The sequence below is a fragment of the Nonomuraea indica genome (assembly GCF_002850745.1).
Classification (GTDB): Bacteria; Actinomycetota; Actinomycetes; order Streptosporangiales; family Streptosporangiaceae; genus Nonomuraea; species Nonomuraea indica.
Genome location: NZ_KZ559486.1, coordinates 24,216 through 35,963, shown reverse-complemented (window position 1 = coordinate 35,963; position 11,748 = coordinate 24,216). Strand labels below are relative to the sequence as shown.

General features: G+C 73.4%; 11 protein-coding genes. 8 read left to right on the top strand and 3 right to left on the bottom strand.

Annotated elements, in window-relative coordinates:
* Window positions 1-77: 77 nt before the first annotated feature.
* Complete coding sequence (locus tag CXR44_RS33900) at window positions 78-1,466, bottom strand: extracellular solute-binding protein (protein WP_101790239.1); 1,389 nt, start codon at window positions 1,464-1,466, stop codon at window positions 78-80.
* A 232-nt stretch (window positions 1,467-1,698) separates the two neighbouring features.
* Between CXR44_RS33900 and iolC the strand changes: the two genes are divergently transcribed.
* From iolC to CXR44_RS33870, 6 genes are all read left to right on the top strand, one after another.
* Complete coding sequence (iolC, locus tag CXR44_RS33895; protein WP_101790238.1) at window positions 1,699-2,622, top strand: 5-dehydro-2-deoxygluconokinase; 924 nt, start codon at window positions 1,699-1,701, stop codon at window positions 2,620-2,622.
* Window positions 2,619-3,584, top strand: coding sequence for a Cgl0159 family (beta/alpha)8-fold protein (locus tag CXR44_RS33890; protein WP_245899753.1), 966 nt, complete (start codon window positions 2,619-2,621; stop codon window positions 3,582-3,584). The genes iolC and CXR44_RS33890 overlap by 4 nt, the downstream gene beginning before the upstream one ends.
* On the top strand, window positions 3,584-4,444 hold the full coding sequence (iolB, locus tag CXR44_RS33885; protein ID WP_101790237.1) for a 5-deoxy-glucuronate isomerase: 861 nt from the start codon (window positions 3,584-3,586) through the stop codon (window positions 4,442-4,444). Before CXR44_RS33890 ends, iolB begins: the two co-directional genes overlap by 1 nt.
* Window positions 4,441-6,327, top strand: a complete 1,887-nt coding sequence (iolD, locus tag CXR44_RS33880) for a 3D-(3,5/4)-trihydroxycyclohexane-1,2-dione acylhydrolase (decyclizing) (protein ID WP_101790236.1) — start codon at window positions 4,441-4,443, stop codon at window positions 6,325-6,327. The genes iolB and iolD overlap by 4 nt, the downstream gene beginning before the upstream one ends.
* A 178-nt stretch (window positions 6,328-6,505) precedes the next feature.
* Entirely contained in the window at window positions 6,506-7,558 is a 1,053-nt protein-coding gene (locus tag CXR44_RS33875; RefSeq protein WP_101790235.1) for an AI-2E family transporter, read from the top strand.
* A gap of 139 nt (window positions 7,559-7,697) precedes the next feature.
* The gene (locus CXR44_RS33870) at window positions 7,698-8,342 is read left to right on the top strand and encodes an HAD family hydrolase (protein ID WP_101790234.1); all 645 of its coding nucleotides are present in this window, start codon (window positions 7,698-7,700) and stop codon (window positions 8,340-8,342) included.
* 123 nt (window positions 8,343-8,465) lie between these two features.
* Here CXR44_RS33870 and CXR44_RS40325 read toward each other — a convergent pair whose 3' ends face one another.
* Window positions 8,466-9,086, bottom strand: coding sequence for a DivIVA domain-containing protein (locus CXR44_RS40325; RefSeq protein WP_101790233.1), 621 nt, complete (start codon window positions 9,084-9,086; stop codon window positions 8,466-8,468).
* A gap of 18 nt (window positions 9,087-9,104) precedes the next feature.
* On the opposite strand from CXR44_RS40325, the gene CXR44_RS33860 reads away from it, so the two are divergent.
* Entirely contained in the window at window positions 9,105-9,833 is a 729-nt protein-coding gene (locus tag CXR44_RS33860; RefSeq protein ID WP_101790232.1) for an ABC transporter ATP-binding protein, read from the top strand.
* Window positions 9,830-10,501 (top strand): hypothetical protein, encoded by a 672-nt coding sequence (locus CXR44_RS33855; RefSeq protein WP_101790231.1) that lies wholly within the window; start codon window positions 9,830-9,832, stop codon window positions 10,499-10,501. Before CXR44_RS33860 ends, CXR44_RS33855 begins: the two co-directional genes overlap by 4 nt.
* Window positions 10,502-10,580: 79 nt before the next feature.
* On the opposite strand, the gene rlmN is transcribed toward CXR44_RS33855, so the two are convergent.
* Window positions 10,581-11,681, bottom strand: a complete 1,101-nt coding sequence (rlmN, locus tag CXR44_RS33850) for a dual-specificity RNA methyltransferase RlmN (RefSeq protein ID WP_101790230.1) — start codon at window positions 11,679-11,681, stop codon at window positions 10,581-10,583.
* Between the last annotated feature and the right edge of the window lie 67 nt (window positions 11,682-11,748).

The window sequence follows — 11,748 nt, the reverse complement described above, 5'->3', positions numbered from 1 at the left end:
TGAGGGCCCCCGCGCGCAGCCGGCCCAGGCCCGCCGCGTCCTCGCTGTAGCGGCGGGCCGGCCGCTCCTCGCCGGTGTCAGGAAGCGATGTTGCCTGCGCCACCGACGATTCCTTCGAGCTTCTTCTGGTAGTCGGCCGCCGCCTGGTCGGGCGTCGTGCCGCCGACCACGGCGGAGGTGGCCTCCTGCAGCGCCACCGACACCTGCGGGTAGACGGCGACGGGCGGGCGGTAGGCCGTCAGCGGCAGCACCTTCTCGGAGATGAACGTCAGCAGCGGGTCGCCGGCGAGCAACTCCTTGTTGACGTCGGTGCGCGGGGTGACGCGCACGCTGCCGTTCTTGGCCTCCTCCTTCAGCGCCTCCGGGGACAGCGTGAAGGCCAGCAGTTCGAACGCCTCCTTGGGGTGCTTGCTGTGCGGGTTGACCGTGCGCAGCGCGCCGCCGGACATGCTGACGAAGTCCTGTCCGCGGATGCCCTTGCCGGGCTCCATCGCCGGGATGAGGGCGTAGCCGACGTTCTGGTCACGGTCGTCCATCTTGGCGATGCCGTCCTTGGGGTTGACGACGCCGCGCCAGAAGTAGTCGCCCTCCATGAGGATGCCGACCTCGCCCTCGGCGAACCGCTGGAACGACTTGTCGCGGCCCTTGGCGTCCTGCTGGAGCCGGGGGTCGCCGAGCCCGCCGCCGTAGATCTTCTGGTACAGGCCGAGCACGTCCTTGAGCGGCTGGGAGGCGCCGGTCCACTTGCCGTCCTTCTGCACCTCTCCGCCCGCGCCGGCCAGCAGCGGCAGCACGCCCTGCATGGAGGTGGCCTCGCCCATCGCGGTGCCGGCGTTGATCTGGATCGGGACGGGGACGCCCGCGGCCTTGAGCTTGGCTCCGGCGTCGAGCACCTCCTGCCAGCTCTTGGGCTGCCAGTCGGCGGGCAGTCCGGCCTTGGCGAAGACCGGCTTGTTGAAGTACAGGACGCGGCCGTCGGTGCCGACGGGCAGCGCGTACTTCTTGCCCTCGTAGGTGGCCATGCCCTGCACGGCCTCGGGGATCTGCTGCCAGCCGTCCCAGGAGTCGGCCTCCGGCCCGACCAGCTCGGACAGCGGCTTGATGTATCCGGCCTGGGCGAACTCGCCGGCCCAGATGCCGTCGATGTCGATCACGTCGGCGCCCTTGCCCGACTTCAGGTCGAGGGAGAGCTTGGTCTTGTACTGTTCGTCGTCGACGCCGCTGGGGACGAACTTGACCGTGACGTTCTTGCCCTTGGCCTTCTGGGCCTCCTCGAACTTGGGGATCAGCCACTTGTCGATGAACTCCGCGGCGGCGGCGTTCTTGCCGCCCGCGATGGCGTTCTGGGCGATCGTGAGCTCGATCGCGTCACCGCCGCCACCCGAGGACTGGCCGCAGGCGGCCAGGGCCAGCCCGGACGCGGCCAGGACCGCAGTGAAACCTAACGACCGCTTCCGCACTCCCATGCGTACCCTCCGACTGTTCTCTAACGGAGCAAACGCCAATATGTCATGACATTCATATGTCGTAAAGGCCTGGCTATATTTCGGGAATGTGTCGAACCGGTGACCGACCGGAGTGGCGGCCCCCTACCCGGGGCACGGCCGGCGATGCGTCCGGCTCCGAGCGAACGATAACGGACATGCTAATGTCAGGACATTACGTCGTACTGGGGGACCAGAGCCCTCTGGAGGTGCGTTGTTCGACCTGATCACGATCGGACGCTGCGGCGTCGACGTCTACCCGCTGCAGACCGGCGTGGGCCTGGCCCAAGTCGAGACCTTCGGCAAGTTCCTCGGCGGCAGCCCCACCAACGTCGCCGTGGCGGCGGCCCGCCACGGCCTGCGCGCGGCGGTGATCACCGCCACCGGCGCCGACCCCTTCGGTGAGTACGTCAGGCAGGCGATCCGCGGGTTCGGCGTCGACGACTCGTTCGTGGCCACGGTCGACGGCCCGGCCACCCCCGTCACCTTCTGCGAGATCTTCCCGCCCGACCACTTCCCGCTCTACTTCTACCGGGGCGAGCATCCCCCGGACCTCCGGCTGACCCCGGAATCGCTGGACCTCGCCGCGATCCGCGACGCCCGCGTGTTCTGGTTCACCGCCACCGGCCTCAGCCAGGAGCCCAGCCGCTCCGCCCACGCCGCGGCGCTGGCCGCGCGCCCCTCCGGATGGACCGTCTTCGACCTGGACTACCGGCCCATGCTGTGGGAGTCCGCCGAGGCCGGCCGCGACCGGGTGCGCGAGCTGCTGCCGCACGCGAACGTGGCCGTCGGCAACCTCGACGAGGTGGAGAACGCCGTCGGCGTCCGCGACCCGGAGGCCGCCGCGCAGGCACTGCTCGACGCCGGGATGCGGGTGGCGATCGTGAAGATGGGGCCCGAGGGCGTGCTGGCCCGCAGCGCCGACGAGCACGTGCTGGCCGAGCCGGTCAAGGTCGAGGTGGTCAACGGCATCGGCGCGGGAGACGCGTTCGGCGGCGCGGTCTGCCTCGGGCTGGTGCGGGGCTGGTCGCTGGAGCGCACGATCCGCTTCGCCAACGCGGCGGGCGCGTTCGTCGCCGCCCGCCTGGCCTGCGCCGACGCCATGCCCACCACGGACGAGGTGCAGGCACTGCTATGAGCGAGACGACCCTGCCCTCCACGCCCTCGGCGCCTTCCACCGCCCCCGCCTCCTCCGCGGGCGCCGCCGGGCGCCCATCCGCCGCCACCTCCTACGAGCACCTCACCCGCATCCGCGCCGGCAACCCCGGCGGCATCGCCGAGGCGGCGGCCCGGCGGCAGCGGCGCGAACTGCCCGGCGACGGCGACCGGCTGCTCGTCATCGCCGCCGACCACCCCGCGCGGGGCGCGCTGGCCGTGCGCGACCGGCCCCTGGCCATGGCCAGCCGTACCGACCTGCTCGACCGGCTGCGCGTGGCGCTGGACCGGCCCGGCGTGCACGGCATCCTCGCCACGCCCGACGTGCTGGAGGACCTGCTGCTGCTCGGCGCGCTGGAGGGCAAGCTGGCCTTCGGCTCGATGAACCGGGGCGGCCTGCAGGGCGCGGTGTTCGAGGCCGACGACCGGTTCACCGGCTACGACGCCGCCGCGATCGACGCGATGCGGCTGGACGGCGGCAAGATGCTCTGCCGCATCGACCCGGCCGACCCGGCGACGGCCGCGACGCTGGAGTCGTGCGCGCACGCGGTGACCGACCTGGCCCGCAGACGGCTCGTCGCCATGGTCGAGCCGTTCTGGTCGAGCCGCTCCGGCGCCGGGACGCTGCGCAACGACCTGTCGCCCGACGCCGTCATCAAGGCCATCAGCGTCGCCCAGGCGCTCGGCGTCACCTCCGCCTACACCTGGCTGAAGATCCCCGCGGTCGCCGAGATGGAGCGGGTCATGGCGGCCACCACGCTGCCCGCCCTGCTGCTGGGCGGCGACCCGCCCGACATCGACACCGCCTACGCCGACTGGGGCCGGGCGCTGCGGCTGCCGGGGGTACGCGGGCTCGTGGTCGGGCGCGCGCTGCTCTACCCTCCGGACGACGACGTCGCCGCGGCCGTGGACGGCGCGGCCGCCCTGGTTCGAGAGGTTCGCTGATGACATACCTTCCGTACGGCAAGGCCGCGAACGGCCCCTGGTCCGTGGAGATCACCCCCGAGGTGGCGGGCTGGACCTACTCGGGCCTGCGCGTGCTGGAGCTGGGCGGCGCGCCGGTGTCGTTCGGCACGGGCGACGAGGAGATGGTGGTCCTGCCGCTGGCGGGCTCCTGCACCGTGCGCTGCTCCTCCACCGGCTCGCCTGACGAGACGGTCGAGTGGGAGCTGCGGGGCAGGAAGTCGGTGTTCGACGGCCCCTCCGACTTCGCCTACGTCCCGATCGCGTCCCAGGTGACGCTGGAGGGCCGGGGGCGCGTCGCGGTGCCGTCCGCCCGCGCCACCCGCCGGCTCGAACCCCGCTACGTGCCCGCCTCCCAGGTGCCCGTGGAGATCCGCGGCGCCGGGCAGGCCACCCGCCAGGTGAACAACTTCTGCGCCCCCGGCGTCTTCGACTGCGACAGGCTCGTCGCCGTCGAGGTGCTCACCCCGGGCGGCAACTGGTCCTCCTATCCCCCGCACAAGCACGACACCCCCGGCGACGGCGAGGCGGTGCTGGAGGAGGTCTACTACTTCGAGGTCGCCGGCGAGGGCATGGGCTACCAGCGGGTCTACTCCTCCGAGCGGGGCCGCATCGACACCCTCGCCGAGGTGACCTCCGGCGACGTCGTGCTCGTCCCCTACGGCTACCACGGCCCGTCCATGGCCACGCCCGGCTACGACATGTACTACCTGAACGTCCTGGCCGGGCCCGCGGAGGAGCGGACGATGGCCTTCTGCGACGACCCCCGCCACGCCTGGATCCGCTCCTCCTGGGAGGGCCAGGCCCCCGACCCCAGACTGCCGTTCGGGAGGAACCGATGACGACCTCGACGATCCGGCTGACCGTCGCCCAGGCCGTGGTCCGGTTCCTGGCCGCGCAGTGGAGCGAGCGCGACGGGGCCGAACACCGCTTCTTCGGCGGGTGTCTCGGCATCTTCGGCCACGGCAACGTGGCCGGGCTCGGCCAGGCGCTGGCCACCTCGCCCCCTGACGTGGAGCTGCCCTACCGCCTGGCCCGCAACGAGCAGGCGATGGTGCACACCGCCGCCGCCTACGCCCGCGCCGCCAACCGGCTGTCCACCCTGGCCTGCACCACCTCGATCGGGCCCGGCGCGACCAACATGGTGACCGGCACCGCCGGGGCGACGATCAACCGGCTGCCGGTGCTGCTGCTGCCGGGGGACGTGTTCTCCACCCGGGTGGCCAACCCCGTGCTGCAGGAGCTGGAGGACCAGCGCTCCTACGACGTGTCGGTGAACGACTGCTTCCGGCCCGTCTCCCGCTACTGGGACCGGATCAACCGGCCCGAGCAGCTCCCCCCGGCGCTGCTGGCCGCCATGCGGGTGCTCACCGACCCGGCCGAGACGGGCGCGGTGACGCTGGCGCTTCCGCAGGACGTGCAGGCCGAGGCGTGGGACTGGCCGGAGGAGCTGTTCGCCCGGCGCGTCTGGCACATCCCCCGGCCGCGCCCCGAACGGGCCGCCGTCGCCCGCGCCGCCGAGCTGCTCAGGTCGGCCCGGCGGCCGCTGGTCGTCGCCGGCGGCGGGGTGCTCTACAGCGAGGCCTCCGACGCGCTGCGCGCCTTCGCCGAGACGCACGGCGTCCCGGTCGCCGAGACGCAGGCGGGCAAGGGGGCGCTGCCGCACGGTCACCCGCTGGCGGTCGGCGCGGTCGGCGCGACCGGCACGACCGCCGCCAACGCGCTGGCCCGCGAGGCGGACGTCGTCATCGGCGTCGGCACCCGCTACAGCGACTTCACCACCGCCTCCGGGTCGCTGTTCGCGGCGGACGCCCGGTTCGTCAACCTCAACGTCACCGGCTTCGACGCGGCCAAGCTGTCCGGCACGCAGCTCGTCGCCGACGCCCGCGAAGGCCTGGCCGACCTGTCGGTGGCGTGCGCGGGCTGGGCGGCGCCGGACGCCCACCGGGCCCGGGCCACCGAGCTGAACCGCGCCTGGGACGCCGCCGTGGACGCCGCCTACGCCGCCGGCGCCCCCGACGGCTCGCCCCTGCCGCAGCCGGCCGTCATCGGCGCGGTCAACGCCGCCGCCGGCGACGACGGCGTGGTGGTGTGCGCGGCCGGCTCCATGCCCGGCGACCTGCACAAGCTCTGGCGCCCCAGCGGGCCCGGCAGCTACCACGTCGAGTACGGCTACTCGTGCATGGGCTACGAGATCGCCGGCGGGCTCGGCGTCAAGCTGGCGGCGCCCGAGCGGGAGGTGTTCGTCATGGTGGGCGACGGGTCCTACCTGATGATGGCCCAGGAGCTCGTCACCGCCGTCGCCGAGGGGATCAAGCTGGTCGTCGTGCTGGTCGACAACTCGGGGTTCGCCTCGATCGGCAACCTGTCCGAAAGCGTCGGCGCCGAACGGCTCGGCACCTCCTACGCCTACCGCGGCGCCGGCCGCTACGACGGCGGCCCGCTCCCGGTGGACCTCGCGGCCAACGCCGCCAGCCTGGGCGCCTCGGTGCTGCGGGCCGACTCTCTGGACGGGCTGCGCAAGGCCCTCGACGACGCCCGCGCCGCCACCGGGACCACCGTGATCTACGTGCGGACCGACCCGGCGGTCTCCGCGCCCTCGTCGGAGGCGTGGTGGGACGTGCCGGTGGCCGAGCTGTCCACCACCGTCGCGGGCCGCGAGTCCCGGCAGGCCTACGAGGCGGGCAAGAAGGGACAGCGCCCGCGCCTCACCCCACCGGGCTGACCACGCGGGCGGTGACCGGGCGGTGCAACGGCAGCCCGCCACACCGCCCGGTCAGCGGCCGTCCTCCTGGAGGCCGCCCGCCCCGGGCGGCGGGCGGCGGGCGGCGGGCGGCGGTCCGGGTGTACGGCACCGCACGGCGGGAAGGCTGCTCACCAGGCACGACGTCGGGAGGGCCGGGATGAGGGCGTGGCGGGCGCTCGGGTGGATCGCGATCATCGCCGTCGGGCTGTTCCTGTTCCAGGTCCTGCGGACCGTGGTCATCTCGGTCATCGTCGGCGTGTTCATCACCGCGCTGCTGCTGCCGCCCGCCCGGTGGCTGGGGCGGCGCGGGCTCAGCCGGGCACTGGCCACCCTCGCCGTGTTCGTGGGCGGGCTGCTCGTGGGCGGGGCGTTCATCGCGTTGCTCGTGCCGCCCACCGTCGCCAGCGTCTCCGAGCTGAACGCGAGCCTGGGCAAGGCCGTCGCCGAGCTCAACAACCTCGCCACCCGGTTCGGCGTCGACGGCTCGGCCGTGGTCGACCAGATCGGCGCCTACCTGTCGAGGCAGGGCCAGACGATCGCCACCGGGGCGCTCACCGGCGTCCGGACCGCGGGAGAGATCCTCGTCGGGACCGTGCTGGCCGTCATCCTCGCGGTGTACTTCGTGCACGGCGGCGACCGGCTGTTCCGCTGGCTGGTCGACCTGGCCCCCGCCGGGGCGCGGCGGCCCCTCGTCGAGAGCGGCGAGCTGATCTTCACGGTCATCGGCCGCTACATCCGCGGCGTGGCACTCGTGGGGCTGGTCGACGGGTTCTTCATCGGGCTGGCGCTGTGGATCCTGGGGGTGCCGCTGGCGCTGCCGCTGGCCGTGCTGACGTTCGTGGGGTCGTTCCTGCCGGTCGTCGGGGCGTTCATCGCGGGGCTGCTGGCCGCGGTGGTGGCGTTCGTGGCCAAGGGCTGGCTGGTGGCGCTGATCGTGGTGGCGGTGACCGTGGCCGTGCAGCAGCTCGAAGGGCACGTGCTGGCCCCCCAGATCTACGGCCGGGCGCTCGACCTGCCCGGCGCGGTGATCATCGTGGCCATCGCGGTGGGCAGCCTGGTCGCCGGGGTCACCGGCGCGTTCCTCGCCGCCCCTGTCACGTCGGTGATCGTCGCCCTGCTGCACCGTCACGTCGCGGCGTCGGACGAAGTCCCGCCTCCGGCCCCTGCCGGACCGCGGGCCGGGCCGCCCGCGAAGGAATCGCCGGCCTGAGCCCCCGGACCCGATCCACCCCGTACCGCCGCCCTCGACGGGCTCGCTCCGCGGAACCCCGGCTCTCGACGGAGAGGAGCAGGGCGGATCGGCCGCTTCGATCGGCCGCACGGTGATCGCCGTAAGCGATGATGGACCCATGCGATGGGTCACATTCGACTGTTTCGGCACACTCGTCGACTGGCGGCACGGCATCGCCACCGCGATCGACCTGATCCTGCCCGGCCAGGGCGAGCGGCTGCTCGGCGCCTACGGCCGCCACGAACTCGACGTGCAGACCGAGTCGCCGTCGCTGCGCTACCGGGAGGTCCTCGCCGAGTCGCTGCGCCGCGCCTGCGCCGAGACGGGGACGGCGTTGCGGCCCGACGACGCCTCCGTGCTGGCCGCCACGCTGCCCTACTGGCCGGTCTTCCCGGAGGTGCGCGACGAGCTGGCGACGCTGCGGGCCGCCGGGTGGCGGCTGGCGCTGCTCACCAACTGCGACCGCGACCTGATCGCCGAGACGCGGCGGCGGCTGGAGACGCCGTTCGACGCGGTGGTGACCGCCGAGGACGCCGGCGCCTACAAGCCGGACGACGCGCACTTCAGGGTGTTCCGGGAGTCGTTCGAGCCGGAGCGGTGGGTGCACGTCGCGCAGAGCTACACCCACGACATGGTGCCCGCCCACCGGCTGGGCATCCGCCGCGTGTGGATCAACCGGCTGGCCGAACGGCCCGCCGACCCGGCGGTCACGCAGACCGAGCTGCCCGACCTGCGCGGCCTCGCGGCCACGATCGCCGCCTGACCCGGCACGCGCTGCCTACCCGACCCGCACGCACCGCCCACCCGACCCGCACGCACCGCCCACCCGACCCGCACGGGCTACCGGCCGCGCCGTCCTGGCGCGGCCCCGCGCTGTCGGAGGACGTCAGCCGCGCTGTTCGAGGACGTCGGCGATGCCCGCCAGGAAGGCGTCCACGTCGGCGATGAGGTAGCCCGACCGCAGCAGCACGGTCGAGAACTTCGCCTCCCGCACCTCCTTGGCCGACACCGGATACTCGGTCGTGCCGCGCAGCGTGGCCACGATCCGGTCGAGGAACGCGTCGACCTCGTCCTCGTTGTAGCCGGTGCCCATCCGACCGGGCCGGAACGCCACCCGCTCGACCCGGGCCGCCTGCGTCTCGAACCACTCCTCGCGCAGCATGTCGCCGGTCGGCTCGGCCATCGCCAGCCGCACCGGCGCGGTGGCCTTCGTCTCCAGCGCCACCACGAACGCCTCCAGCGCGAAGTCCACGGCCGTCTCGTGGTAGCCGCCGCGCCTGGCCGTGAACGTGGCATTGCGCACGTCGTCGGCCGTCACGGGCTCCAGATCACGTGTCCCCCTGCCCAGGGTCGCCTCGATCCGCCCGATGAGGGCGTCGACCTCGGCCGGGTCGTAGCCTGAACGCATACCCATGACGCGCGGAAAGCGGTTCAAGCCCACTCCTTCTGAGGTGTGCCGGGGGTTCGCTCCTATTGTGGGGCTCTTTATCTCGACAAAGCGAGTCATGCCCTACGGTTACCGCACATGCGGCTGTCACGGGTCTCGTTCCGCTATCGGAGACGGGCACAGGACGTCCTCCGGGGCATCGACGCCCGCCTCGACCCCGGCGACGTGATCGAGCTGGCCGGGGCGAACGGGGCGGGCAAGTCGACCCTGCTGCGGCTCCTGGCCGGGCTCACCCCGCCCACCTCGGGGACGGTGACGGGCCGGCCGGCCGTCGTGGGCTTCGCTCCCGACCGGTTCCCCGCCGGGCAACCGTTCACCGTGGCGGGCTACCTGCGGCACATGTCCCGGGTGCGGGGCGGCGCCCGCTGGGAGCCGTGGGCCGAACGCCTGAACATGACGCACCTGCTGGGGGTGCGGCTGCGGGAGCTGTCCAAGGGCAGCGCGCACAAGGTGGGGCTCGCCCAGGCGCTCATGCCCGGCCCGGGGCTGCTCATCCTCGACGAGCCGTTCGCCGGGCTGGACCGGGACACCCGCGAAGCACTGCCCGCGATCATGACCGAGGTCGCGGACCGCGGCGGCGTCGTGGTGGCCAGCGACCATCAGGGCGGCTTGCGCGGCCTGGCCGGGCTGCGTCACTGGGCGCTCCAGGACGGCCGGCTCGCCGAAGTCGCCGCCCCCGAAGGGCCGGGCGAGGCGCGGGTGACCGTGGAGGTGCGGGTCCCGGCGGGCGAGCTGCCGGCGTTCCTGCATCGCGTCCGGAGCGACGGGTATCAGGCCCGCCCCGTGACCCCGGAGGAGGTCGGATGACCGCTCTGGTCGTCTTCCGCGTCACCGCCTACGTGCGGTCGCACCGCGCTTACCAGGCCCTGCTGCCCGTGCTGACCGTGCTCGCGATCGTGCACGGCAACCGCGCGCCCGCGGAGTCCGGGGCGACCGCGCTGGCGGACTCGGCCGTGCTCGTCCTGCCGTTCCTGGCCTGGGCCGCGCGCAGCGTCCTCGACACCGAGCCGGACCAGCAGCGCGTCGTCTCCGCCACCGCCGTCGGCAGCGGCACCCGCGAGGTCGTCGCCGGGCTGCTGGCCGCGCTCACGGCGTGTGTGGCGTTCGCGGCGCTGGTGTTCGGCTGGGGCCTGGCATGGGGCCTGTCGGTCCTCCCCTCGCCGGCGGTCACCCTGGCCGCCGCCGCGCTGCACGGCCTCGCCGCCGTGACGGGCCTGGCCCTCGGCGCGCTCACCAGCCGCGCGATCGTGCCCTCGCCGGCGCTGTCCATCATGGGGCTGCTCGCCGGGTATCTGGCGATGCTGCTGGTCAGCGCCTCACCGGTGTACTGGCTGACGGTGCCCGTGACCGCCTGGATGAAGGCCGCCACGGCAGGGGAGCTCACCGCCCGGCTGCCCGTGCTGGCCGCCGTCTCGCTGGCGTGGTGTCTCGCCGCTGTGGCCACGTACGCGCGCCTGCGCCGCACCCGCCCGTGACAGCGGGCCCGTGACGCCGGGCCCGTGACACCGGGCCTGTGACGCGCCCCGTGACCTCGGGCTCGTCACTCCCGGCCGGTCACTCGGCGGCGGCGAGCTGGCCGCAGGCGCCGTCGATCTCGCGCCCGCGCGTGTCACGCACCGTCACCGGCACGCCGTGGAACTGCAGGCGCCGGACGAACGCCCGCTCGTCCTCCGGGCGGGAGGCCGTCCACTTGGAGCCGGGCGTCGGGTTGAGCGGGATCAGGTTGACGTGCACCAGCTTGTTCTTGACCAGCTTGCCGAGCAGGTCGGCGCGCCACTCCTGGTCGTTGACGTCCTTGATGAGCGCGTACTCGATCGACACACGCCGCTTGGTGCGCGCCGCGTACGCCCAGGCCGCGTCGAGCACCTCCGACACCTTCCAGCGGGTGTTGATGGGCACCAGCGTGTCGCGCAGCTCGTCGTCGGGCGCGTGCAGGGACAGGGCGAGCGTCACCGGCAGACCCTCGTCGGCGAGCTTGCCGATCGCCGGCACCAGGCCGACCGTGGAGACCGTGACGCCGCGCGCCGAGATGCCGAGCCCGTGCGGAGCCGGCTCCACCAGCCGGCGGACCGCTCCGATGACCTGCTTGTAGTTGGCCAGCGGCTCGCCCATGCCCATGAACACGACGTTGCTGACGCGGCCCGGCCCGCCCGGCACCTCCCCGGCCGCCAGCGCGCGGGCACCCGAGACGACCTGCTCGACGATCTCGGCCGTGGACATGTTGCGGGTCAGCCCCGCCTGGCCGGTGGCGCAGAACGGGCAGTTCATGCCGCAGCCCGCCTGCGACGACACGCACATCGTCACCCGGTCGGGATAACGCATCAGCACCGACTCCACCAGCGCGCCGTCGAACAGCCGCCACAGCGTCTTGCGGGTGGTGCCGCCGTCGGTCGTGAGCTCCTTCACCGCGGTCAGCAGCGGCGGCAGCAGCGACGCCAGCCGGTCACGGGACGCGGCGGGCAGGTCGGTCATCTCCCGCACGTCGGTGGTGAGCCGCTCGAAGTAGTGACGCGACAACTGGTCGGCGCGGAAGGCCTTCTCGCCCAGCTCGGCGACCGCCGCGCGGCGGTCGGCCATCGACAGGTCGGCCAGGTGCCTGGCGGGCTTGGCCCGGCGCGGCGCGACGAAGGTGAGCTGGCCTGGCTGCTGGGACACGGGACTGCCTTCTGCTAGAGGGTTACCGACCAGGGTAGTGAACGCTCGACCCGCCCCGCGCCATTCC